At 71.5% G+C, this 23,816-nt stretch carries 20 protein-coding genes and 1 pseudogene; 12 read left to right on the top strand and 9 right to left on the bottom strand.

What is annotated here, in order from left to right:
• Position 1: 1 nt before the first annotated feature.
• Positions 2-844 (top strand): class II fructose-bisphosphate aldolase, encoded by an 843-nt coding sequence (locus tag CLV35_RS09655; protein ID WP_121193252.1) that lies wholly within the window; start codon positions 2-4, stop codon positions 842-844.
• Between the two features lie 214 nt (positions 845-1,058).
• On the opposite strand, the gene CLV35_RS09650 is transcribed toward CLV35_RS09655, so the two are convergent.
• From CLV35_RS09650 to CLV35_RS09630, 5 genes are read right to left on the bottom strand one after another with little or no spacing between them, the layout of a single operon-like run.
• Positions 1,059-2,051 (bottom strand): N-acetylglucosamine kinase, encoded by a 993-nt coding sequence (locus CLV35_RS09650; protein ID WP_121193514.1) that lies wholly within the window; start codon positions 2,049-2,051, stop codon positions 1,059-1,061.
• Positions 2,052-2,056: 5 nt separating this feature from the next.
• The gene (locus tag CLV35_RS09645; protein WP_121193251.1) at positions 2,057-3,217 is read right to left on the bottom strand and encodes an SIS domain-containing protein; all 1,161 of its coding nucleotides are present in this window, start codon (positions 3,215-3,217) and stop codon (positions 2,057-2,059) included.
• A gap of 58 nt (positions 3,218-3,275) precedes the next feature.
• Positions 3,276-4,124, bottom strand: coding sequence for a carbohydrate ABC transporter permease (locus CLV35_RS09640; RefSeq protein ID WP_121193250.1), 849 nt, complete (start codon positions 4,122-4,124; stop codon positions 3,276-3,278).
• Positions 4,121-5,044 carry a carbohydrate ABC transporter permease gene (locus tag CLV35_RS09635; RefSeq protein WP_121193249.1) on the bottom strand — a complete coding sequence of 308 codons (924 nt, stop codon included), beginning with the start codon at positions 5,042-5,044 and terminating at the stop codon, positions 4,121-4,123. The genes CLV35_RS09640 and CLV35_RS09635 overlap by 4 nt, the downstream gene beginning before the upstream one ends.
• Before the next feature lie 32 nt (positions 5,045-5,076).
• A complete protein-coding gene (locus CLV35_RS09630) occupies positions 5,077-6,411 on the bottom strand; it encodes an ABC transporter substrate-binding protein (RefSeq protein ID WP_121193248.1) in 1,335 nt (444 codons plus the stop codon).
• Between the two features lie 215 nt (positions 6,412-6,626).
• Between CLV35_RS09630 and CLV35_RS09625 the strand changes: the two genes are divergently transcribed.
• Both CLV35_RS09625 and melA read left to right on the top strand, forming a co-directional pair.
• Positions 6,627-7,382 (top strand): DeoR/GlpR family DNA-binding transcription regulator, encoded by a 756-nt coding sequence (locus CLV35_RS09625; RefSeq protein WP_121193247.1) that lies wholly within the window; start codon positions 6,627-6,629, stop codon positions 7,380-7,382.
• 87 nt (positions 7,383-7,469) lie between these two features.
• Entirely contained in the window at positions 7,470-8,777 is a 1,308-nt protein-coding gene (gene melA / locus CLV35_RS09620; protein ID WP_121193246.1) for an alpha-galactosidase, read from the top strand.
• Between the two features lie 63 nt (positions 8,778-8,840).
• Here the strand turns inward: melA and CLV35_RS09615 are convergent, their stop codons facing one another.
• Positions 8,841-10,421 (bottom strand): carboxylesterase/lipase family protein, encoded by a 1,581-nt coding sequence (locus CLV35_RS09615; protein WP_183061891.1) that lies wholly within the window; start codon positions 10,419-10,421, stop codon positions 8,841-8,843.
• Between the two features lie 167 nt (positions 10,422-10,588).
• On the opposite strand from CLV35_RS09615, the pseudogene CLV35_RS09610 reads away from it, so the two are divergent.
• Positions 10,589-12,003, top strand: a pseudogene (locus tag CLV35_RS09610) (ferredoxin reductase family protein).
• A gap of 114 nt (positions 12,004-12,117) precedes the next feature.
• Here the strand turns inward: CLV35_RS09610 and CLV35_RS20475 are convergent.
• Positions 12,118-12,291 (bottom strand): hypothetical protein, encoded by a 174-nt coding sequence (locus tag CLV35_RS20475; RefSeq protein WP_231121674.1) that lies wholly within the window; start codon positions 12,289-12,291, stop codon positions 12,118-12,120.
• Between the two features lie 31 nt (positions 12,292-12,322).
• Here CLV35_RS20475 and CLV35_RS20470 point away from each other — a divergent pair, with 31 nt between their 5' ends.
• The 3 genes from CLV35_RS20470 (at position 12,323) to CLV35_RS20005 (ending at position 14,173) form a co-directional block, all read left to right on the top strand.
• Entirely contained in the window at positions 12,323-12,559 is a 237-nt protein-coding gene (locus CLV35_RS20470) for an FMN-binding protein (protein WP_231121673.1), read from the top strand.
• A 1-nt stretch (position 12,560) separates the two neighbouring features.
• Positions 12,561-13,379, top strand: a complete 819-nt coding sequence (locus tag CLV35_RS09600; RefSeq protein ID WP_231121672.1) for an FAD:protein FMN transferase — start codon at positions 12,561-12,563, stop codon at positions 13,377-13,379.
• 122 nt (positions 13,380-13,501) lie between these two features.
• Positions 13,502-14,173 carry a hypothetical protein gene (locus tag CLV35_RS20005; protein ID WP_121193243.1) on the top strand — a complete coding sequence of 224 codons (672 nt, stop codon included), beginning with the start codon at positions 13,502-13,504 and terminating at the stop codon, positions 14,171-14,173.
• 92 nt (positions 14,174-14,265) lie between these two features.
• Here CLV35_RS20005 and CLV35_RS09590 read toward each other — a convergent pair whose 3' ends face one another.
• Positions 14,266-14,931, bottom strand: a complete 666-nt coding sequence (locus CLV35_RS09590; RefSeq protein WP_121193242.1) for a TetR/AcrR family transcriptional regulator — start codon at positions 14,929-14,931, stop codon at positions 14,266-14,268.
• A gap of 102 nt (positions 14,932-15,033) precedes the next feature.
• Here CLV35_RS09590 and CLV35_RS09585 point away from each other — a divergent pair, with 102 nt between their 5' ends.
• On the top strand, positions 15,034-16,542 hold the full coding sequence (locus tag CLV35_RS09585; RefSeq protein ID WP_231121671.1) for a DHA2 family efflux MFS transporter permease subunit: 1,509 nt from the start codon (positions 15,034-15,036) through the stop codon (positions 16,540-16,542).
• Positions 16,543-16,561: 19 nt separating this feature from the next.
• Here CLV35_RS09585 and CLV35_RS09580 read toward each other — a convergent pair whose 3' ends face one another.
• Positions 16,562-17,575, bottom strand: coding sequence for a LacI family DNA-binding transcriptional regulator (locus CLV35_RS09580; RefSeq protein WP_121193240.1), 1,014 nt, complete (start codon positions 17,573-17,575; stop codon positions 16,562-16,564).
• A gap of 209 nt (positions 17,576-17,784) precedes the next feature.
• On the opposite strand from CLV35_RS09580, the gene CLV35_RS09575 reads away from it, so the two are divergent.
• From CLV35_RS09575 to CLV35_RS09560, 4 genes are all read left to right on the top strand, one after another.
• Positions 17,785-19,131 (top strand): ABC transporter substrate-binding protein, encoded by a 1,347-nt coding sequence (locus tag CLV35_RS09575; protein WP_231121670.1) that lies wholly within the window; start codon positions 17,785-17,787, stop codon positions 19,129-19,131.
• Between the two features lie 131 nt (positions 19,132-19,262).
• Complete coding sequence (locus CLV35_RS09570) at positions 19,263-20,147, top strand: carbohydrate ABC transporter permease (protein WP_121193238.1); 885 nt, start codon at positions 19,263-19,265, stop codon at positions 20,145-20,147.
• 2 nt (positions 20,148-20,149) lie between these two features.
• Positions 20,150-21,049: a carbohydrate ABC transporter permease gene (locus CLV35_RS09565; RefSeq protein ID WP_121193237.1), complete on the top strand. Its 900-nt coding sequence runs from the start codon at positions 20,150-20,152 to the stop codon at positions 21,047-21,049.
• Positions 21,050-21,117: 68 nt separating this feature from the next.
• Complete coding sequence (locus CLV35_RS09560; protein WP_121193236.1) at positions 21,118-23,769, top strand: glycoside hydrolase family 78 protein; 2,652 nt, start codon at positions 21,118-21,120, stop codon at positions 23,767-23,769.
• The last annotated feature ends 47 nt before the right edge of the window (positions 23,770-23,816 follow it).

Below are 23,816 nucleotides of genomic sequence, written 5' to 3'. Positions count from 1 at the left end.
CGTGCCGCTCGTCACCACCGCCGAGGTCGTCGCGGGCGCGCGCGACCGGGGCGCGGCCGCCGCCGCGTTCAACGTCATCACGCTCGAGCACGTCGAGGCCGTCGTGCTCGGCGCCCGGACGGCCGGCTCGCCGGTGGTCGTGCAGGTCAGCGAGAACGCGGTGCGCTACCACGGCGGCGCCGTCCTGCCGCTCGCCGCCGCCTGCCGGGCCGCCGCCGAGGCCGCCGAGGTGCCCGTCGCCCTGCACCTCGACCACGTCGAGGACGTGCACCTGCTGCACCGCACGGCCGAGGCAGGCTTCAGCTCGGTGATGTTCGACGCCTCGAAGCTGGCCTACGACGACAACGTGGCAGCGACCCGCTCGGCCGCGCAGTGGGCGCACGGGCACGGCCTGTGGCTCGAGGCCGAGCTCGGCGAGATCGGCGGCAAGGACGGCGCCCACGCGCCGGGGGTGCGCACGAAGCCGGAGGAGGCGCAGTCTTACGTCGCGGCCACCGGCGTCGACGCCCTCGCCGTCGCGGTCGGCAGCTCGCACGCCATGACCTCGCGCACCGCCTCGCTCGACGACGGGCTGATAGCCCGCCTGCGCGACGCGCTCGACGTGCCGCTGGTGCTGCACGGGTCGTCCGGCGTCGCCGACGACGACCTGCGTTCCGCCGTCGCGCACGGCATCGCCAAGGTCAACATCGGCACGATCCTCAACGTCGCCTTCACCGGCGCCGTGCGCGAGGTGCTCGCCGCCGACGAGCGGCTGACCGACCCCCGCACGTACCTCGTCGAGGCGCGCCGCCGCACCGCCGACGTCGTCGCCCACCTGCTGGGCGTCGTGTCCGGCGAGCGGTAGCTCCTGCACGCGAGCGATAGCTCCGTAGCTACCGCTCGCATGCGCTCGCTACCGCTCGCGCCCCGCTGGGACCGCTGGGCCCGCCCGTGCGGTTTCCGGCCGTCGTCGAGGGTTGAGCGGTAGCGAACGAGGGCCGGCGGTAGCCCGTGCGCTACCGCCGGGCCGGCTTTGCTACCGCTGAGCCGAGGTTCCTACCGCTGGGCCAGGGGGCGGCCTACGCCGAGGCGCGCACCCCCGCCACAAGCCGGTCGAGCGCGGAGGGGGCGAGCGGCGTACCCGCCAGCTGTGCGGCGTGCAGCGCGGCACCCAGGACCGGGGGCACGAGGGGCTCCCGGACGTCGTAGCGAGCGGGCGACTCGCGCAGCCGGGCGAGGAACGGCTCGCGCACCTGCGGCGCGGAGAACACCCCGCCCGACCACGAGACCGGCACGAGCTCGTCGTCGCCGAACCCCAGCCGGCGCCGCGTCGTCTCCACCAGCGCAGCCAGTTCGGCAGCCGCCGAGTCGAGGATGCCGAGAGCGGCAGCGTCCCCACGCGAGGCTGCCGTCACGACGGCACGCGACAGCGCCGCGATCCGGCGCCGGTCGGACCGCCACCGGTTGAGGACTACGTCGACGAGGTCGAGGTCGGTGCCGAGCGCGAGCTCCTCGCGCAGCACGCCGAGCAGCGGCCCCTCGGGCGCCCGGCCGTCGGCCATCTTCGAGAACGCGCGCAGCCCGCGGATGCCGATCCAGTAGCCCGAGCCCTCGTCGCCGAACGTCTCGCCCCAGCCGCCGACGCGCACGCCGGTGCCCGCCCTCTCCCCGTAGGTGATGGAGCCGGTGCCGCTGACGACGTTGATGCCGTCGGCGCCGCCGAGGGAGCCGGCCCACGCGCAGACGGTGTCGTTGCCGCAGGCGAAGCGGTCGTGGCCGAGCGACGCGCCGGCGGCGGCGTCGAGCGCCGGCAGGTCGCCGCTGACCTCGCCGTAGGCAGGCAGGCCGAAGAACGCGTACGCGACGTCCTCCTGACCGACGCCGGCCGACGCGCACACGGCGGAGACCCCGTCGCGCAGCACCCGCACGACGAGGTCGAGTCCCTCCTCGGCGCCGGTGAGGTAGTAGCAGCTGGGGCCGTCGAGGCGAGCGGCCACCTCACCGTCGGCGGTGAGCAGGCAGAAGGCGGTCTTGGTGCCGCCGCCGTCGACGCCCAGGAAGACGCGGGAGATGGCGGCTACCGCCTCTCGTCCGCGAGCTCGTGCACCGTGACGCCCTGCACGACCCGGTTGACCTCGCCGGCGGGGAAGGGGTTGTCGGGCGTGAGCCCGAGCGCGAGCGAGGTGTGCAGCGCGAGCAGCTGGGCCAGCACCACGAACGGCAGCCCGAGCAGCGGGTCGGCCACGTCGTCGAGCCCGAACGACCACACCTGCGGCGCGTCGAGCCGGGCGCTCGGACCGCCGGCGACCACGAGCACGTCGCGCGGGTGCTGCGAGCTGAGCAGCTCGGCGGCGATGTCCTCGTCGTACTGCCGGGTGTAGGGGTCGTTCGACACGAACACCACCGTCAGCGTGCTGTCGTCGAGCACCGACTTGGGGCCGTGGCGGAAGCCGAGCGCCGAGTCGAAGTAGCTCACGACCGTGCCGGCGCTGAGCTCGAGCAGCTTGAGCGCCGACTCCCGGGCCAGCGCGCACAGCGGCCCGCTGCCCAGGTAGACCACGCGCCGGTAGCCGCGGCCGGCCAGCTCCTCGACGGCCGCGCTGCGAGCGCTCAGCAGCTGCTCGCCCGCGTCGGCGAGCCGGTCGACGACCGCGACCTGCGCGTCGTCGCCGCTCAGCGCCAGCCAGGTCGCCAGCACCATGCAGGTGAAGCTGCTGGTCATGGCGAAGCCCTCGTCGTTGGACGCCTCGGGCATGAGCAGCACGTGCGCCCGCTCGGCGCCCGCCATCGACTTCGACAGCTGGCCGTCGGCGTTGCACGTCACGACGAGGTGGTGCACCTGGCGCAGGCACTGCTCCGCCAGCACCGTGGCCGCCACGCTCTCGGGGCTGTCGCCCGAGCGTGCGAACGACACGAGCAGCGTGGGCACGTCCTCGGCGAAGACCTCGCGCGGGTTCGACACGATGTCGGTGGTCGCCACTGCCTCGACGCGGCGGCCCAGCCGACGCGCCAGGGCGGGCGCGAGCAGGCCGCCGGCGAAGGCCGACGTGCCGGCGCCGGTGAGCACGACGCGCAGGTCGGGCAGCGCGAGCAGCGGGCTCAGGAACTGCGCGGTACGCGTGCGGCCGGCCGCCGCCTGCGCGGCGACCTCGCGCCACAGCGCCGGCTGCTGCTCGATCTCGCGCGCGGTCGCAGCGGCGCCGCGCGCCGCCCAGTCGATCGGGGTCTTCGTGGTCACGGTGTGCTCCCGGGGAGGTGGTCGGTCGAGGTGTTCCCCCGCGGGGCGCGGAGATGCGTCACTTGGTGCTGCCGGCGAGCAGGCCGCTGACGATGTAGCGGTTGAAGGTGAGGGCCAGCAGCGCCGGGACGGCGATCGCCAGGACGCCCGCGGCGTTGAGCAGCGTGCTGGGCACGACGTGCCTGCCCTGCAGCGCCGAGATGACGACGGTCAGCGGCTGGGTGCTGCTGTCAGTGGAGAGCACCAGCGGGAAGAGGAACTGCGCCCATGCGAACAGGAAGGTGATGAGCGCGGTCGAGATGATGCCCGGCCGGGCGAGGGGGAGCAGCACGTGCCACAGCACCTGCAGCCGGTTGGCGCCGTCGACGAGCCCGGCCTCCTCGATGCTGGTCGGCAGGCTCGCGAAGTAGTTGTGCAGGACCCAGGTCGCGAGCGGGAGGAAGCCCGAGACGTAGACGAGCACGATGCCCGTGTAGGTGTTGACCAGCCCGAGGTCGCTCATGATCCGGTAGAGCGGGATCAACGTCGTGTAGGCGGGGAACGCCATCGTGGCCAGCACGCTGTAGAAGAGCAGGTTGCGGCCGCGGAACTGCATGCGGGCGAACGCGTAGGCCGCCAGCGTCGCCAGGAGCACGGTGACGATGGTCGCGACGCCGCACTCGATGACGATGTTGCGCGCCGAGCTCCGGATCTGCTGGGAGACGTCGGTGTTGCCGGTGAGCAGGGCCTTGTAGTTGCCCAGGGTCGGGTTCGTCGGGAGGTAGTGGCTGGGCTTGGCGCGGGCGTCGCTCTCGGTCTGCAGGCTGATGTTGACCGCCCAGTAGATCGGCACCAGCGACCACAGCAGGATCAGCACGACGCCGATGCGCTGCAGCGGGAACCGCCGGGCCCTCCTCGAGCGGCTCACAGCTCGACCTTCCGGTAGACGAAGCGGACGACGCCGACCGAGACGACGAGCGTCACCAGCGTGATGATGAGCGAGAGCGCGTATCCGGTGCCGAAGTCGAGGTTCTGGAAGCTGATGAAGTAGGTCTGCATCGTGACCGACGCGGCGGTCGAGGCGGCTCCGTTGAGCACGTAGGGCTGGTCGAAGACGTTGAGGGTCGCGATCACCGCCTGCACCATCGCCACCGCGATGCCGGGACGGGCCAGCGGCAGCGTGATGCGGGTGAACGCCTTCCAGGGCGTGCAGCCGTCGATCTCCGCCGCCTCGTAGAGCTCGCCGGGGATGAGCTGCAGCGCCGCCAGCACCAGCAGCGAGGACAGCGGCGTGATCTGCCAGACCTGCACCAGCTCGATGAGCGTGATGGTGAGCAGGCGGTTCTGCCCGAGCAGCACGTGCGAGTCGCCGCTGATGTGCAGGGTGGTGAGGACGCTGTTGATGAGGCCCGCGTTGGGGTCGAAGATCCCGCTCCACAGGATGCCCTCGACGACACCGGGCAGTGCCCACGGCAGGATCAGCACGGCGATGACGACGCTGCGCCCGGTGAAGGGCTTCTGCAGCGCCACCGCGATGGCGACGCCGAGGACGGTCGACAGGATGACGCCGGTGAGCACGTAGAACCCGGTGTTGCCGGCGCTGCGCATGACGGCGCTGTTGTGGAGCAGGGAGGTGAAGTTGCCGAAGCCGGTGAAGCGCACGGGCGGGTCGAGCTCGTCGACCTTGTAGAACGACTGGACGACGGTGAACACCGCCGGCACCAGCGCCAGCCCGACGATGAAGGCCGCGACCGGCGCGACGAGGACGTAGGGCAGCAGGTCGACGCGGCTGCGCCGGGTACGCCGCGGTGGGCTCGGCGGCGCACCGGTGGCCGTCGCTGCGGCCACCGGTGCCCCTCCGCGTGGGGACGACGCCACCGTCAGCTGCCCGACTTCTGGTCGGCCAGGTCGGCGATCGCCTTGATGGCGTCAGCGACGCTCTTCGAGCCGGTCGCCGCGTCGTGCAGGTTGGTGTAGACGGCGTTCGAGAACTCGGGGTACCACGCCGGCGCGCCCTCGGGGAAGACCGGCTTGGAGTTCTTGAGCAGCTGGCCCAGCACGTCGCCGCCGATCAGCGTCCCGGTCTGGGTGATCTTCTGCACGGCGCTGAGGTGCGAGGGGAGGGCGTAGGCCGGCAGCGCCTTCTCGGCACCGTTGGCGCCGGAGAAGTCGACCTGGTTGTCCGAGTCGGTGAACCACTCGATGAACTTCGCCGCAGCCGCGGGGTACTTCGCCTGCTTGGGGATGCCGATGCCGTCCGGGTTCGAGAGGTTCGGACCGGCACCGGAGACGCCCGGCGTCGGGATGTAGGCGACCTTGCCGACCACCGAGGAGGACGAGGGGACGTTGTAGAGGCTGCCGACGTTGCCCGAGTAGTCGGAGAACGTGCTGGCGACCAGGCCCTTGGCCATCAGCGTCTGCTGGCCCTGGCTGTCGGCGACGTTGATGTTGCCGGGCGGGACGAGGCCGTTCTTGAGGGCGTCTACCATCCACTGCGCCGCCTTGTAGCCGGCCGAGCCCGGGTCGGTGAACTGCGGCTTGCCCTTGCCGTCGAGGATGGTGCCGCCGAAGGCACCGGTGGTCTGGTACCAGAAGGTCGACAGGCCCTCGGCCGCGGCGAACGGGATGTTGAGCGGGTACTTCGAGATGCCCTTGGCCTTCACCTGCTCGAGCGCCTTCATGTACTCGTCCATGGTGGTCGGCGTGGCGGTGACGCCCGCCTTCTTGAGCATGTCGGTGTTGACGGTGGTCACCATGAACGACGCGTCGTAGGGGATGCCGACGACGTGCTCGCCCGACTTGAACGAGGCCAGCTGCGGGACGTCCGCGGCCAGCGTCTTGGTGTCCATGTACTTCTCCATGGGCAGGAACCAGCCGAGCTTGCCCAGCTGGCCCACGCGCGACCAGTCGACGTCAGTGGCGTCGGCGAAGTAGGTCTTCGCCGTCGCAGCGGCGGAGATCTTCGTCTGGAGACTGTCCCAGTCCACGTTGGACCACTTGACCGTGATGCCGGTCTCCTTGGTGAAGGCGTCGAGCGCCGCCTTGGGCGGCGGGTCGACCGCGAGCACGACCGAGATGGTCACTCCCTTGGTCTCCGTCGAGCCGCTCGAGCCGCTGGAGCTGCCGCTCCCTCCGCCGCACGCCGCCGTGGCGAGCAGCAGGCCGGCTCCTCCTGCTGCGGCGAGCGTGTGCCTGGTGGTCCGCCTTGCCGTCATGTCGGAACGCCTTCCTCGTGGGCCATGGGCATCCGCGTCCTGAGTGCGCACACCTGCGCAACTTCGTCCGGATCCGCTCTGCGCGTTCGTGCGCGATGCAGCGGGACGCTAGTGCTGGCACCGAGGCGCGTCAAGGGATCGTGCGGAACCGTTACGCACAATGAACATGGCGCTGCATGATTGCGCGCAAGTTTGCACACCCGTAACATCGGCCCGTGCGCCGAGCCGAACGACTGAGTGCCATCCTCGAGCGCGTCAGCGAGACGGGGAGCGTCGACGTCCTGGCGCTGTCCGACGACCTGGGGGTGTCCGGCGCGACGATCCGCCGCGACCTCCAGGTCCTCAGCAGCCGCCGGCTGCTCGTGCGCACGCACGGCGGCGCCCTGAGCAACGACGTGGGCGAAGAGCTGCCCGTGCGGGTCAAGGCCGCCCGCAAGCAGCCCGAGAAGCGCCGCATCGGACAGGCCGCAGCCGCCCTGGTCGAGGACGGCGCCGTCATCGGCATGACCGGCGGCACCACGACCACCGAGCTCGCGCGCGCCCTGGCCGACCGCCGGGGCATCACGCTGGTCACCAACGCGATCAACATCGCCGCCGAGCTGGCCGGCCGGCCCGGCCTCCGCCTCGTGCTGATCGGCGGCGTCGTGCGCCCGTCCTACGAGCTCGTAGGCCCTGCTGCTGAAGCGATGCTGTCCAACTACCACCTCGACATCGCCTTCATCGGCGTCGACGGCCTGACGCCGGAGGAGGGCTGCACGACCCACGACGAGATGGAGGCGCAGACCGACCGGTGCTTCCTGCGCCGCGCGCACCGCACCGTCGTGGTGGCCGACAGCTCGAAGATCGGCAAGGTGACCTTCGCCCGCATCAGCCCGCTCTCCGGCGTCCAGGACGTCGTGACCGACCGCGGCGCCGACGCCGACGCGCTGCGGCGGCTCAAGGAGGCCGGCGTGCAGGTCGTCACGGTCTGAGCGGCCTGCACCGCCGCGTACAGCGCAACACTGCGCAGTTCTGCGTATTTGTTGCGCGAGTGCTCTGGGCAGTTCGACACTGCGGCGGTGACGACAATCAGCTTCCTGGGTGCCGGCAGCGTGGTGTTCACGCGCGACCTGCTCACCGACCTCATGGCCTTCTCCGACCTCGGCGACCTGCGCATCGTGCTGCACGACATCGACGCCGACCGACTCTCGACCGCGGAGTCGCTGGCGCAGCGGATGTCCGCCGACCGCCCCGGCACCACGGTCGTCGCCGAGTCAGACCGGCGCAGGGCGCTGGAGGGCGCCGACTTCGTGGTCAACTCGATCCAGGTCGGGATGTTCGAGGCGACGCTGCGCGACTTCGAGGTGCCCGCGCGCTTCGGCCTGCGCCAGACCATCGCCGACACCGTCGGCATCGGCGGCATCTTCCGCGCTCTGCGCACCTTCCCCGTCCTCGAGGGCATCGCGCGCGACATGCTCGAGGTCTGTCCCGACGCCTGGCTGCTCAACTACACCAACCCCATGGCGATGAACGTCGCCTACCTCCACGCCGTGGCGCCGCAGCTGAAGGTCCTCGGCCTGTGCCACTCGGTCTACTGGACCGTGCACGGCCTGTCCGAGCTCGTCGGCGTCCCGATGGACCAGGTGCAGTTCCGCAGCGCCGGCGTCAACCACCAGGCCTGGCTGCTGGAGTGGACGTCGCAGGGGCAGAGCCTCTACCCCCGGCTCGACGAGCTCATCGCCAAGGACGCGGAGCTGCGCCGCCGCGTACGCGTCGACATGTACCGCCGCATCGGCTACTACCCGACCGAGACCAGCGAGCACTCCGCCGAGTACCTGCCCTGGTACATGCACCACGACGAGGAGGTCGAGCGGCTGCGCATCCCGGTCGGCGCCTACGTCGGCATCTCCCAGCAGAACCTCGACGAGTACGCCGACACCCGCCGCCGCCTGCAGGCCGGCGAGCCGCTGCCGCAGGACGACCGCGGTGCGACCGAGTACGCCCCGCAGGTCGTGCACAGCCTGGTGACCGGCACCCGGCGCGAGATCGTCGTCAACGTGCCCAACCTCGGGCTCATCGACAACCTGCCCGCCGGCTTCACCGTCGAGGTGCCCGCTGTGGTCGACGGGTCGGGGGTGCGCCCTGAGCCCGCTGGCTCCCTGCCCACGCAGTGCGCCGCGGTGAACGCGGCCTACTGCGGCACGGGCATGCTCACCGTCGAGGCCGCCGTGACGGGCGACCCGCGCAAGGTCCGCCAGGCGGCCATGGTCGACGCCAACACCAGCGCCTCGCTCTCGGTCGACACGATCTGGGCGCTGTGCGACGCGATGGTGGAGGCGCACGGCGACCTCCTGCCGGAAGCGCTGCGCGCTCCGCTGGCGCTGTAGCGACACCGCGCACGACGGGCCCGCTCCCTGCTGGGAGCGGGCCCGTCGTGTGCCGTGCTGCGGTCAGCTGAGCCAGAAGTCGCAGTGGTGCTCGGTCACGAAGTCGTAGACGACGTGGCTGGCGCCCCCGGTGCGCAGCTGCTCGACGATCCCGTTCGTGCCGTACTGCGGCCAGGTCGGCGCACCGCGGGAGTTGGGGTTGCCCGTGCGGGCGAACGTGCCCCAGTAGCGCATCATCTGGTCCGACAGCTTCTCCTGCGTGGCCGTCAGCGGCTTCTCGCCCAGCGTGAAGTCGAAGAGGTACTGCAGCTCCGCGCTGTGTCCGTTGGACATGTCCTCACCGGGGATGGCGAAGCCGTAGAGCGTCGGCGACGTCGGGTCGTCGAACTCGTAGCGGTAGGTCGGCACCTGCCCGGTCATCGCCCTGGCGTTCAGCTCGACGTTGCACGCATTGCCGGCGTCGGTCTGGATCTGGGTGATCTGGTCGTAGGGCGTCTTGTAGCTCGAGAGGGGGTACAGCTGCAGGACGGCAGGAGCCTTGGCGCCGTAGGTCTTGCTCACGAGGTCGACGACGCCCTGGGCGGTGATGCCGGCGAGTGCGGTCGACAGCAGCCGGTTCTCCGAACGCGTCGAGCCGGTCATCACGGGCACCTTGTTCCAGGCCCCGCTGGTGATGGCGTCCTTGGGGCTGGTGGGGAGCAGGGCGCCGCCGACCTTGGGGCCGCCGAGGTAGTTGTTCTGGTTCGCGACCAGCGTCCCGGGCCACGCCTTGCGCAGGCAGTTGACGACGGTCGCAGGATCGGTGCACCCGACCGCGTCGGCGAAGGTGACGCCGCTGGCCTCGCCGGCGGCGAGGGTCGCGCGCGGCGTCATGCAGGACGAGCTCTCGACGACCGCCTTGTCGAACAGCCCCTTCGCCGACGGGGCGGCCAGCATGCTGCAGACGGCCGAGGCTCCGGCCGACTGGCCGTAGATCGTGACGTTGCCCGGGTCGCCGCCGAACGCGCGGATGTTGCGCTGAACCCAGCGGAGCGAGGCGATCTGGTCCATGAGCGCGTAGTTGCCCGACCCGCCGGGAGTGACGGCGGACAGCGCAGGGTGCGCGAGGAACCCGAGGGCGCCCAGACGGTAGTTGATGCTGATGATGATCGTCCCGGTCTTCGTCGCCATGCTGCCGCCGCCGTAGATCACGCCGGTGCCCTGCGTGTTGCCGCCGCCGTGGAACCACACCATCACCGGCAGCCGGGCTCCGCGGACGAGGGTGCGCGGACGGTAGACGTCGAGGTAGAGGCAGTCCTCACTGACCGCCTGCTCCTCGCGCACGCCGGTGGGCTGGAACTGCAGGCACGCGGGGGACTGGCGGGAGGCGTCCCGGACCCCCGACCACGACGCCGCGGCGGCCGGCGGCGCGAAGCGCAGGTCGCGTACGGGTGGGGCGGCGTAGGGCAGGCCGAGGAACTCCTGGAAGCGGCCGGTGTCGACTCCTCGGACGGCGCCGCTGGCGGACCGGACGACGGTGCTGGCCGGTACGGCCCTGGCCGCCGAGGTGGCCGCCTGTGCTGTCGCGGGGAGCAGGCCTGTGGCGAGCAGCGGAGCGGCGGCGGCGAGGCCGACGAGCACACGCAGGGAACGGGGGATGCGCACGAGGACTCCTGGACATCGTCGTTGATGCACCTCGGACACGGCACTGGTCCGGTTCGTCAGTGTTTCGGCGGGATGTCCGACCCGTCAAGGGGGCGAGACGCACAGGAAGCGCACAGGGTGGGCACAGCGGGTTCCGCAGGTACTCCGCCGACAGTGGGTGCATGACCATGACGGACGACGCCGTGCGACCGGCTCCCCTGCTCCCCGCGCCGGCTCCAGCCGGCACGGCTCCTCGCCGCGGCTTCGGTGGCGACGTCGTCGGCGTGGCCGCTCTGCTCAGCGTGGTCTACGTGGTGGCGCTGTGGCTGTCCAACCGCGGCCTGCAGGACGTCACCGCAGGCACCGCGCCGGCCTTCACCTCGCTCGGGCGGGTGACTGGCCTCGTCTCCGCCGACCTGCTGCTGCTGCAGTGCCTGATGCTGGCTCGCCTGCCGTGGGCTGAGCGCACCTGGGGCCAGGACCGGCTCGCGCGCTGGCACCGGCTGCTCGGCTTCACCTCGTTCAACCTGATGCTGGCCCACGTCGTGCTCATCACGATCGGCTACGCGGCCGTGACAGCCGCAACGTGCTCGGCGAGCTCTGGAACCTCGTATGGACCTACCCCGGCATGCTGCTCGCTGCCGCCGGCTCGCTGCTCGTCGTGCTCGTGACCGTGACCTCGATCCGGATGGCCCGCCGCCGGCTGCGCTACGAGTCGTGGCACCTGCTGCACCTCTACGCCTACCTCGGCGTCGGCCTGGCCCTCCCGCACCAGGTCTGGACCGGCACCGACTTCGTCTCGTCGGCGTGGGCGCGGACCTACTGGTGGTCGCTGTGGGTCGCCGCCGCCGCGGCGGTGCTCGTCTTCCGAGTCGGTACGCCGCTGTGGCTCTCGTGGCGCCACCAGCTCCGCGTCGTGCGGGTCGTGACCGAAGCGCCGGGCGTCGTGTCGGTGCACCTGGGCGGGCACCGGCTCGACCGGCTCGGCGCCCGGGCCGGGCAGTTCCTCACCCTGCGCTTCCTCGACGGGCCCGGCTGGTCGCGCGGCAACCCGTACTCGCTCTCAGCGGCCCCGCACCCGCGCCTCCTGCGCGTGACCATCGCCGACGCCGGTGACGGCAGCGCCCGCGCCGCCCGCCTGCGGCCGGGGACCCGGGTGCTGTTCGAAGGCCCGTACGGCCGCCTGACCGCGGAGGCGCGCACCGACACCGCCCGCCCGGTGGTCCTGCTGGGTGCCGGCGTGGGAGTCACGCCGCTGCGGGCGCTGCTCGAGGAGATAGACGCACCAGGGCGTACCACTCTGGTCGTGCGCGCCCGCAGCTCCGACGACCTGCTCTTCAGCGCCGAGCTCGAGGCGCTGGCCGCCGCCCGTGGCGTACGGGTGGTGCCGCTGGTCGGGCCTCGCGCGGGGGAGGGGTCGTGGCTGCCGCGGCAGTACGCCTCCCTCGGGGGTGCCACTGCGCTGCGCCGGATCGTGCCTGACATCGCCGAGGCGGAGGTCTACGTCTGCGGCCCGACCGCCTGGGCGGAAGCCGTGTCGAGCGCGGCCCGCGAGGCCGGCGTGCCGCGCCGCAGGGTGCACGAGGAGCGGTTCGCCTGGTGACCCGCCCGCAGCTCTCCTTCCACTCGCCCTTCCCCACCTCCGAGGAGGTCCCCCCGTGCGTCGCGTGACCCTGTGGTTCGCATCCACCGTCTCAGCCCTGGTGCTGCTGTTCTCCTACCACACCAGCACCAGCTCCTCCGGTGCCCAGGCCGCCGCCCTGGCTCCGGCCACTCCCGGCACCGCCAGCACCGCCACGACACCCGCCACCGACCCGGCGCCGTCGGCGTCGGCGTCGGCGTCGGCGTCCTCGGACTCGACCAGCTCGACCAGCTCGTCCGGCACGTTCACCGGCGAGTCCGTGGACACGCGGTGGGGTCCGGTGCAGGTGCAGGTCACCGTCAAGGACGGCGCGGTGACCGACGTCCAGGCCGTCGTCTACCCGACCGAGAACGGCCGTGACCAGGAGATCAACTCCTACGCCCTGCCGCTGCTGCACGACGAGGTCATCGCGGCGCAGAGCGCCCAGATCGACGCCGTGGGCGGCGCGACCGTCACCAGCGACGGCTACATCAGCTCGCTCCAGTCGGCGCTCGACGCCGCGCACCTGGGGAGCTGACGTGACCGCCCTGCTCGAGGTCCCCGCCGCCCACCTGCCGCGCCGCGCGTGGGTCGAGCAGGTCATGGGCCTGCCCGTCAGCGTCCACGTGCGCGGCGAGAACGCCGGCTCGGGCACGGTGGAGCAGGCGGTGGCCGACCTCTACGCCGAGCTCCGGCGCGCCGACGCGCGGTTCAGCACCTACCGCGACGACAGCGAGGTGATGGCCCGCCGCCGCGGGGAGGCGCCCGTGCCCTCGGCGCAGATGGCCGAGGTCCTCGAGCTCTGCGACGAGGCGCGCAGGCGGACGCACGGCGCCTTCGACGCCGAGCTCCCCGGCGGCTTCGACCCCTCCGGTCTGGTCAAGGGCTGGGCCGTCGAGCGGGCCGCAGAACGGCTGCGCGAGGCGGCTCGGGGGAGCGACTGGCTGGTCAACGCGGGCGGCGACATCGTGCTGCGCGCAGAGGAGGGGCGTACCTGGCAGGTCGCGATCGAGGACCCGCGCGACCCGGCGCGCACCCTGCGTACCTTCGCCCTCTCCGACGGCGCGGTCGCCACCTCCGGCGCGGCGCACCGCGGCGCGCACATCGTCGACCCGCGCACCGGCCGGCCCGCTGCTCAGCAGGTGCTGTCGGCGACCGTGCTGGCGCCGAGCCTGCTCTGGGCCGACGTCTACGCCACCGCCGCGTACGTCGGTGGTGTCGACTCGCTGTCGTGGCTGGCGCCCGCCGCGACGCAGGTCCTGCTCGTACGCGGTGACGGCTCGCTCATCAGCAGCCGCCAGGTCGCCGGACGACGGGTTCGCCCGTGGACCGTGCCGCTCGCGCGCGTCCTCGGCTAGACGGCTCACAGCCAGCCACAGGCCCGTGGCAGCGCGGCCACAGCGAGCGTCCAGCCGCGTGCCGCTCCATGGGGAGCAGCGGCGCCCACCGCGGGGGCCGCCCTCGTCAGAAGGAGTCCTCCATGAAGTCGACGCGGGCATCCGGCCTCGTCCTCGCAGGTGCCGTCGGGCTCGCCGGGCTGGGGGTGGGCGCCGTCCTCGGCCCCACCGCAGCCTCGGCCGCCACATCCAGCACCTCGGCGCTCACCGGTCGGGCGAGCGCCATCGCCGACGCGCTCAAGGGCCTCGTGAGCGACGGCACCCTGTCGCAGACGCAGGCCGACGAGGTGGCCAGCACGCTGAGCAGCGCGTTGCCCGACCATGGCCCGGGTGGGCTGGGCGGTCCCGGTGGCGGGCACGGCCGCGGGGCCGACCTCGACACCGCTGCGAGCGTCATCGGCATCTCGGCCGACGACCTGCGCACCGCGCTCGACAGCGGCAAGACGCTGGCGCAGGTCGCGCAGGGCAAGGGCGTCAGCCAGTCCACGCTGGTCGCCAAGCTCGTGGCCTCCGAGAAGGCCCGCCTCGCCGCGGCCGTCGAGGCGGGCACGCTGACCCAGGCGCAGGCCGATTCGATGTCGGCCGACCTGACCGCACGGATCACCCAGGAGGTCACCACCACCTGCGCCGGTGGTGGCGGTCGCGGCGGCCACGGGGGTTCGCGTCCGGGCACGGCGCCGAGCGCCCCCACGACGCCGGCCACTCCCGCCACGCCGAGCACGCCGACGCCCACGGCGAGCGGCTCGACGACCTGACGCCCGACCCGGGACGACGTTGGCAGGATGGGCCATCGTGACGGTAGGACCGTCACGATGGCCCATCGTGCCAAGGGAAGCGCCCGGCCCCCCTAGTGGCGCCGCGGCGCCCAGCGGGCGGTGAGCTGCTCCGCCTCGGCCTCGCTCAACGCCTCACCGAGCGGGGAGTTGCCCGGCCGGGCCCGCAGCGCGTCGAGGAGCAGCTCGCAGTAGCGCCGGTGCAGGTCGGGCCGGAAGTCGCGGGCGTGCTCGGCGACCTGCGACACCATCACGAAGATCGCGGGCAGGTCCTCGGCGGTCACGTCGGGGCGCAGCGAGCCCTCGGCGTGCGCGCGGTCGAGCAGCGCGCGTACCAACGGGGCGATCGCGTCGCGCATCGAGCAGAGCTCCGCCTGCGCCCAGTCGGAGCGGAGGACGACGTCGCGCAGCCCCGAGTCCTCGGCCTGCATGTCGGTGCTGCGGCGCAGGAACGTCGCGAGGCCGTCCCAGCCCGTGGGCGCGTCGAGCGCCTCGCGGGCGAGCGCGACCACCTCCTCGAGCCGGCCGACGAGCGCGGCGCTGACCAGCGCCTCCTTGGTGGGGAAGCGGCGGTAGACCGTGCCGACGCCGACGCCGGCGTGGTGCGCGACGTCGTCGAGCGTGGCGGCCAGACCGCGCGTGGCGAAGACCTCGCGCGCCGCCTCGAGGATCCGGGCCCGGTTGCGCTCGGCGTCGCGGCGCAGCGGTCGCTCGCTGGAGGGCTCTGCAGCGGCTGCCATGCCCCGAGCGTACCAATCAAGTGGAGACGTCGCCTCAACTTGCGTGCTAGCCTGCCGAAGTACCGGAGAACAGTTCTCCACTTCGGCCTCACGAGGATGACGATGACGGCTCAGTCCACCGAGCGTGCAGAGAGCCGCCCCGGCGCTCCCGGCTCCACCCCCTCCAGCGGCGTCCCCGCGAGCCGATGGCTCGTGCTGGTCGTCCTCTCGCTCGCGCAGCTGATGGTCGTGCTCGACGCGACCATCGTGAACATCGCGCTGCCCACGGCCCAGCACGCGCTCGGCTTCTCCGACGACGCCCGCCAGTGGGTCGTCACCGGCTACGCCCTGGCCTTCGGCAGCCTGCTGCTGCTCGGCGGCCGGCTCGCCGACCTCTTCGGCCGCCGCCGGATGTTCATCATCGGCCTGGTCGGCTTCGCGCTCGCCTCGGCGCTGGGCGGCGCGGCCGAGGGCTTCTCGACGCTGCTCGCGGCTCGTGCGCTGCAGGGCGTGTTCGGCGCGGCCCTCGCTCCGGCGGCCCTCTCGCTGCTCTCGACCACGTTCACCGATCCGGCCGAGCGCGGCAAGGCGTTCGGCATCTACGGCGCCATCGCCGGCGGCGGCGGCGCCGTCGGCCTGCTGCTCGGCGGCCTGCTCACCGAGTACGCGTCGTGGCGCTGGTGCCTCTACGTGAACCTGGTCATCGCCGCGGTCGCCCTGGCAGGGGCCCTGCTCTGGATGCGCGAGGGCGAGCGCCCGGCGCGCCCGCAGCTGGACGTACGCGGTGCTGCGACGGCGTTCGTCGGCCTGGTGGCGCTGGTCTACGGCCTGGCCAACGCCGAGTCGCACGGCTGGACCGACGTCCTCACCCTCGGCCCGATCGTCGTCGGTCTCGCGGTCCTGGCGGTCTTCGTCCTCGTCGAGCGCACGGCCGAGCACCCGCTGCTGCCGCTGCGCGTGGTGCTCGACGGCAACCGGGGCGGCGCCTACCTCTCGGCGAGCATCGCCGGCGCCGGCATGTTCGGCCTGTTCCTCTTCCTGACCTACTACCTGACCGCCACCCTCGGCTTCAGCCCGGTCGCCACGGGTGCCGCGTTCCTGCCGATGATCGCCTCGATCATGGTGTCGGCGACGGCGGCCGGCTCCTTCCTCGTCGTGCGCACCGGGCCGCGCCCGCTCGTGCCCACCGGCGCGCTCGTCGCCGCCGTCGGCATGGTGCTGCTCACGCGCCTCGACCTCGACAGCTCCTACGCCGCCGACGTGCTGCCGGCGCTGCTGGTGATCGGCGTGGGCCTGGGCTTCGTCTTCGCGCCGGTGCAGAACGCCGCCACGTCAGGCATCCAGCACGACGACGCCGGCGTTGCTTCGGCGATGATCAACACCACGCAGCAGATCGGCGGCTCGATCGGCACCGCGCTGCTGAGCTCGTTCGCCGCGAGCGCCGCCTCGGGCTACGCGGAGGACCATGCCGCCGCCGCCGACGTCGCCGCGCGTGCGGCGCTCGCGAGCTACCACACGGTGTTCTGGTGGTCGGCCGGCCTGTTCGTCGTCGCCGCCGTCGTGGCCGCCGTGCTCTTCCGGAGCGGCCCGCTGGAGCTCGACCCCGGCCTCGACCCCGTGGTGGCGCACTAGCAGCCGTCGGAAGGGCCGCTCACCTGCGGACCGGGCGTCTCTTGGCGCTCGACCGGCGGGTCACGAGCTCGGGCTCGAAGACGTGGTCGCGGTGCACGTGGCCGCTGCCCGGTGTGATCTCCTCGAGCAGCATCTCGGCGGCGGTCGCGCCGATGAGCTGCCGGGGCTGGCGTATCGAGGTCAGCGGCACGGCGGCGCCTGCCGCTGCGTCGATGTCGTCGTAGCCCACGATCGCCACGTCGTCGGGCACGCGCAGGCCGTGGTGGGTCATCGCCTGCAGGACCCCGATGGCCAGGACGTCGTTGCCGCAGAGCACGGCGGTCACCCGGCGCCGCGGGCTCTGCGCCGCGATCGTGTCGCCGGCCGAACGACCGCCCAACGGATCGGCGTGCCGCGCCGGCAGCACGAGGAGCTCGTCGGGGTCAGCCCCCTGCTCCGCCAGGAACTCCTGCACGCCGGAGAGGCGCTCGTGGAACTGGGGGCCGACGAACGCCAGCCTGCGGTGTCCCTGCTGCCACAGGTGCTCGACCGCGAGGCGCCCGCCGTGCCGGTCGTCGCTGTGGACCGAGCAGTGCTGGCCGGACCGGGACCGGCGCCCGATGACGACGACGGCGGTGCCCGCGGCCGCGATGCGGTCGAGCGGCCCGTCGTCGTCCGTCAACGGTGTGATGAGCAGTCCCTGCACGCGCTGACCGACCAGGCGCTCGAGGATGACCGCCTCACGGGCCGTGTCGCCGTCGCTGTTGCAGATCATCACCATCGTGCCGTTGGGGTAGGCGACGTTCTCCGCACCACGGGCCACGTCGCTGTAGAACGGGTTGGACACGTCGTCGGCCACGAAGCCGACCACACGGCTCCTCCCCACGCGCAGTGCGCGAGCGGACTCGTCCGGGACGAAGCCCAGGGCCTCGATGGCGCGCAGGACCTTCTCGCGCGTCGCAGGACGGACGACCGACGGCCGGTTGAGCGTGTTGCTGACGGTCCCTTCGGAGACGCCCGCGTAGGCAGCGACGTCCTTGACACTCGCTGCCACGCCATCCTCCTCGTCCTCCGGATCTCGACACGAAGGTACAGGCGGCTGCCCAGCGGGACGCGCGTGGCCATGCCCGGGCGTCGGATTGAATCGTTACTGGTCCGCAGCCTCCCGTGTCACAGTTTGGCCACGGCGCCTTGACGGTCCCTCATGCCACCGTTACGTTTTGAATCGCTTCAAGAGCGCACACCGGATGTCGAGGAGGACTCGTGGCAAGAGTGATCAAGGGACGCGTACGTGTGGCCTCGGCTGCGGCGGCGGTCAGCTCGCTGGCGGTGCTGCTCGCAGCCTGTGGCGGCAGCAGCAGCGGAGGGTCGGGCGCGAGCTCGTCCAGCGGCACCGGCGGCGGATCGTCGGCGAAGTCGCTCTCGTTCCTCGCGATCAACGAGAACACGACCATCCCGACGACGCTGACGAGCCTGTCGCAGAAGGAGTGCGCCGCCGAGAACAAGGCGCAGCCACTGCAGATCAAGAAGCAGGCGCAGGGGACCCTGGACCAGCAGCTCCAGCTGCTCGCGGGTCAGAAGGCCCTCCCGCAGCTGTTCATCAGCGCCAACTCGCCCGACCTGACCAAGCAGCTCTTCGACAGCGGTGCGATCCTCGACACCGGCGAAGCGGCCACGTCTGCAGGAGTGTCCGACGACGTCCTCCCGGCCGCCTCGTCGAGCATCAAGGCGCTCTACGACGGCAAGCAGATCGTGCTGCCGACGGAGCTGAACATCGAGGGCATCTGGTACAACAAGAAGCTGCTCGCCGACAAGGGCATCTCGGTGCCGACCACCTGGGACGAGCTGACTGCCGCCTTCGCCAAGCTCAAGGCCGCCGGTGTGCAGCCGATCTCCAACGCCGGCAAGGGCGGGGACGGCTGGGGCATCACCCGCTGGGTCGGCAACTACATCCTCCGCGACCAGGGTGCGGACGCGCTCAAGGCGGTCAAGGACGGCTCGGCCAAGCTGACGGACGCCAAGTACGTGGCGGACGCGCAGGCCATCGCCGACCTCGGCAAGAAGGGCTACTTCGGCAAGTCGCCCACCTCCATCGACTACGCGACTGCGCTCAACACCTTCATGACGGGCAAGGCCGGCTTCATCTACATGGGCTCCTGGGCCCTGGCCGCCTTCAACGACCCGAAGCAGAACGCGATCGGCGCAGACAACATCGGCTTCATGAGCTTCCCGACCGTGAGCGGCGGCTCGGGCACGGCGGACCAGACGCCGGCCAACGTCGGCACCGCCCTCGCAGTCTCCAAGACGGCCTACGACAAGGACCCGGCGACGCAGGCGTGGGTCAAGTGCATCATCGCCAACTACGGCACGGTCGCCCTGCGCGACTCGAGCCAGATCACCGGCTTCAAGGTCGCCTCGGGCGTCACGGTGCCGCCGCTCTCGCAGGACATCCAGACCAAGATCTCGAACATCAAGGACAGCGTGCTGTGGTTCGAGGCCTACTTCCCCACGAAGGCCACCACGTCGAGCCAGAACAACGGCGGTCTGCTCGGCAGCGGGAAGCTGTCGGGTGAGCAGTTCATGAAGACCGTCAGCGCCGACCTCGGCTGACTCAGGACCACTTCGGTCCGGTCCCGGCGCCACGCCTGGACCGGACCGGTGGCAGCGGCCACCCTCGCCGGGTGCGAGGGTCCTCCCTGCACCCAGCAGTCCTCTCCAGCGAGCAACAGGAGCACCGCCCTATGACCAGTGTCTTCGGGGACAAGAGATCGATCGCGCTGCTCCTGGGGCCGGCGCTGCTGTTCTACTCCCTCGTCATGCTGCTCCCGATGTTGTGGTCCCTCGGCTACACCTTCTTCAACGGCAGCGTCATCACCGGCTTCGACTTCGCCGGTCTGGCGAACTTCCGCAAGCTGTTCGACGACCCGGCGCTGATGCCGGCCATCTGGTTCACGGTCAAGTACGCGGTCTGCATCACCGTCGGCCAGGTGCTGATGGGCTACGGGCTCTCGCTGCTCTACCTGTTCTTCTTGAAGCACGCGGGCGGCGTCATCCGCACCCTCGTCTTCTTCCCGGTCGTGCTGCCGACGGTGGCGGTGTCGCTGCTCTTCCAGAAGTTCTTCGAGTACGCACCGCAGACCGGGCCTGTCAACTCGCTGCTCGACGCAGTGGGGATCGGCGGGATCGACTGGTTCGGCAGTGCCGGCAAGGCGTTCGTCGTCATCGCCATCATGGACATCTGGCGGTCGATGGGGTTCTACGCGGTGCTGCTCTACGCCGGACTGCTCGACATCCCGGACGAGCTGATCGAGTCCGCCGCGCTCGACGGGGCCAACGGCTGGCGGCTGATCAAGAACATCATCATCCCCCTGTCGCTGCCGGTGCTCGTGTCGTCGGTCGTCTTCAGCATCAACGGCACCCTCAAGGCGTTCGACTCCATCTACGCCCTGACGGGTGGCGGTCCGGGCACGAGCACCACTCCGCTGACGCTCTACATGTTCCAGACGTCGTTCTCCTACGGCGACTACGGCTACGGAGCCACCGTTGCTCTCACGCTGACCCTCATCTGCCTGCTCGTCACCGTGGTCATCTTCCGAGCCACCCGTCGCGACACCGTACCGAGGTAGACATGGCCACCGTCATCACGAACAGCACCTCGCTGGCCGCCGACCCGGGGCCGGCGTCCCAGCGGCGCCGCGGGTTCCGCAAGGTGGCCCGCCGGCTGCCCGGCTACCTGTGCGTCACGGTCCTGCTGGTCGTCGTGGTCTACCCGCTGGTCTGGCTGCTCCTCGGCTCCCTCAAGACACAGGACGAGTTCCTCAACGACCCGACCTACAGCCTGCCGCACAGCTTCACCTACTTCTCGAACTACTCGACCGCGTGGTCCGCCGTTGCGGGCTACCTGCGCAACTCGGTGCTCGCGGTGTTCCCCGCACTGGGCCTGGTCATCCTGTTGGGCACGGCCGCCGGCTTCGCGCTCGAGGTGCTCGTCTGGCGGGGGCGCGGCGCCACGCTCCTGCTCTTCCTCGCCGGCATCATGATCCCCGGCCAGATGATCCTGCTGCCGCTCTTCACCGTCTACTTCAAGCTGGGCCTGACGGGAACCCTGTGGCCGCTGATCATCACCTACACGGCGATCGGCCTTCCCCTCACCGTCTTCATGATGGCGACGTACTTCAGGGCCATCCCTCGAGAGGTCTTCGAAGCGGCCACGCTCGACGGTGCGACCGTCATCCGCTCCTTCTTCTCCATCGCGTTCCCGATGATGCGGAACTCGATCCTCACCATCGCCCTCGTCCAGTTCTTCTTCCTCTGGAACGACCTGTTGATCGCGCTGACCTTCACGACGGACGACACCAAGCGCACCGTCCAGGTGGGTCTGCTCAACTTCACCGGGCAGTTCGGCGTCGTGCAGTACGGCCCGACCTTCGCCGCGATCTGCATCAACGTGCTGCTCATCCTCGTGCTCTACGTCGTCCTCAACCAGCGCGTCATGCGTGGTCTGTCGGCGGGAGCGGTCAAGGGCTGACGCCGCCCCGGGGGGCACCGCCCCGGCACCGCCCTCTGCAGCCTGACGCCGACACCGCAAGGAGAACGATGAGCCTCGACCAACCGGGCGAAGGTGCCCCCACGACGCAGGTGCGTGCCGTGACGGTCGAGCACCATGCACACCCCCTGGGCATCGGGGAGCCGACACCGCGACTGTCCTGGCTGGTCGAGACCTCGGAGCCCGGCTGGCGCCAGGAGGCCTACGAGGTCGAGGGCCGCACCGTCGACGGGACGCTGCTCTGGTCCAGCGGGCGCGTGGAGTGCGACGAGAGCGTGCTCCGACCCTGGCCGGGACCTGCGCTCGCCTCGCGGGAGCGGGCCGCCGTACGCGTACGCGTCTGGGGGCGCACGACGCAGGTCACCGCGTGGAGCGACGAGACGACGCTCGAGGTGGGTCTGCTGAGCCCCCAGGACTGGAGTGCCGCCTTCGTATCGCCCGCCGACGGTGAGCACGTCACGGTGGACGGCCCGGCCGACCTGCTGCGCAGGGAGTTCACGGTCGGGGAGGAACTCCTGCGTGCGCGCCTCTACGCGAGCGCCTGCGGTGTCTACGAGCTCGAGCTCAACGGGTCCAAGGTCGGTGCCGACGTGCTCGCGCCCGGATGGACGAGCTACGGCCACCGGCTCAAGTACCAGACCTACGACGTGACCACCCAGCTGCGCCGTGGGCCCAACGCCATCGGAGCGTTCCTCGCCGACGGCTGGTTCCGCGGGTCCATCGGGTGGAACCGTGTCGGGAAGCGCTACGGCACACGGCGGGCGCTGCTCGTGCAGCTCGAGCTCGACTACGCGAACGGCCGCCGTGAGGTGGTGGTGACGGACGAGCGGTGGACCTCGAGGCAGGGGCCCATCACCCGCGCCAGCCTCTACGACGGTGAGCGCTACGACGCCACTGGCGAGGTCGCTGGGTGGTCGGCTGCCGGCGCCGCGCTCGAGGGCTGGACTCCTGTCGTGCGGGTCGACGTCGCCACCGGTGCGCTCGTGGCGCCCTACGCACCGCCGGTGCGGGCGACCGAGCTCCGAGCGCCCACCAGCGTGACCAAGCTCGTGGACGGCACCCACCTGGTCGACTTCGGGCAGAACCTCGTCGGCAGGCTGCAGATCCGGCTGCGAGGGCCGCGCGGCACGGTGGTCGGACTCCGCCACGCCGAGGTCCTGGAGGAGGGCCGCATCTCCACCCGACCGCTGCGTACCGCGAAGTCCCACGACGAGTACGTCGCGGCCGGCCACGACGAGGAGACGTGGGAGCCGAGGTTCACGGTCCACGGGTTCCGCTACGCCGAGATAACCGGCTGGCCGGGGGAGATCGGCGCCGGTGACGTCGTCGCTGTGGTGTGCCACGACGACATGACGCGCAGCGGCTGGTTCGCGTCGTCGAACCCCCTGCTCGACCGTCTGCACGAGAACGTCGTCTGGAGCATGCGGGGCAACTTCCTCACCGTGCCAACCGACTGCCCGCAGCGCGACGAGCGGCTGGGCTGGACCGGTGATCTCCAGGTCTTCGCGCCAACGGCCAGCTTCCTCTACGACTCGGCCGCCAGCATCACCGACTGGCTGCGCGACGTCTGCGCCGAGACGGGTTCGGACGGCCTGGTGCCCCTCTACGTGCCGCACGTCGAGACCTCCTTCCCCCAGTTCCACTGCGCGGTGTGGGGCGACGTCACCACTGTCGTACCGCTGCTCTTGCACGAGCGGACCGGCGACCAGGCCGCGGTGGAAGCCGGCTACGACACGGCCCGGGCGTGGGTGGAGGGCTGCCGCGGCCTGCTCGACGACCGCGACGTCATCTCGAGCGGGCCGCAGCTGGGTGACTGGCTCGACCCTTCGGCTCCTGCCGACAGCCCGCAGGAGGCCCGGACCGACCCCTACCTGGTGGCCACCGCCTACCTCGCGCGGTCGGCGCGGCTGCTGTCCCGGCAGGCGGCTCTCGTCGGCAAGCAGGACGACGTGGGGGACTACTCGGCGCTGGCCGACCGCGTCACCGCCGGGTTCCGCCGCGAGTTCGTCACCCCTTCCGGCAGGTGCGCGTCCGACACGCAGACCGCGTACGCCCTGGCCCTGCAGTTCGACCTGCTGGAGACCGAGGAGCAGCGCCGACACGCCCGACGGCGTCTCGCGGAGCTCGCGCAGGCGTCGGACTTCCGGATCGGGACGGGGTTCGCCGGGACCCCGCTCGTCCTGGACGCCCTGACCGGCGACGGGGACGCGGAGACGGCGTACCGGGTCCTGCTGGAGACCGGGTGCCCCTCCTGGCTCTACGCGGTCACGATGGGCGCGACGACGGTGTGGGAACGCTGGGACAGCATGCTGCCCGACGGGAGCGTCAACCCCGGCGCCATGACCTCCTTCAACCACTACGCCTTCGGCTCCGTCGCCGACTGGATGCACCGGACGCTCGCAGGGCTGGCGCCTGCCGAGCCCGGCTACCGCACCATCCGGGTGGCACCCCGACCGGGCGGTGGGTTGACGGCCGCCTCAGCGAGGCACCTGACACCGTACGGACCGGCGAGCACGAGCTGGACGCGCACGGGGGAGACCCTGACCGTCGACGTCGTCGTCCCTCCGAACGCGGCCGCGGTCGTCGAACTGCCTGGCACTGCGGCCGTCACCGTCGAGTCCGGGCACCACACGTTCCGCACCGCCTTCCGGGCGGCCGAGCAGGACCCGATCGCTCCGCTGCCGCCACGACAGCGCTTCTGAGCCGGCGCACCACTACGCACCACCTGCCCCACAACGTTTCGATAACG

It is taken from the genome of Motilibacter peucedani (assembly GCF_003634695.1).
Classification (GTDB): domain Bacteria; phylum Actinomycetota; class Actinomycetes; order Motilibacterales; family Motilibacteraceae; genus Motilibacter; species Motilibacter peucedani.
Note: the sequence above shows the minus strand (reverse complement) of the source record. Positions and strands in the feature narration are given on the sequence as shown.

Coding starts and splice junctions, on each gene's coding strand:
- CLV35_RS09585 (WP_231121671.1), top strand. CDS start 15,034: ATGACGGCTCAGTCCACCGAGCGTGCAGAGAGCCGCCCCGGCGCTCCC.
- CLV35_RS09560 (WP_121193236.1), top strand. CDS start 21,118: ATGAGCCTCGACCAACCGGGCGAAGGTGCCCCCACGACGCAGGTGCGT.
- CLV35_RS09630 (WP_121193248.1), bottom strand. CDS start 6,411: ATGACGGCAAGGCGGACCACCAGGCACACGCTCGCCGCAGCAGGAGGA.
- CLV35_RS09565 (WP_121193237.1), top strand. CDS start 20,150: ATGGCCACCGTCATCACGAACAGCACCTCGCTGGCCGCCGACCCGGGG.
- CLV35_RS09590 (WP_121193242.1), bottom strand. CDS start 14,931: ATGGCAGCCGCTGCAGAGCCCTCCAGCGAGCGACCGCTGCGCCGCGAC.
- CLV35_RS09570 (WP_121193238.1), top strand. CDS start 19,263: ATGACCAGTGTCTTCGGGGACAAGAGATCGATCGCGCTGCTCCTGGGG.
- CLV35_RS20005 (WP_121193243.1), top strand. CDS start 13,502: ATGAAGTCGACGCGGGCATCCGGCCTCGTCCTCGCAGGTGCCGTCGGG.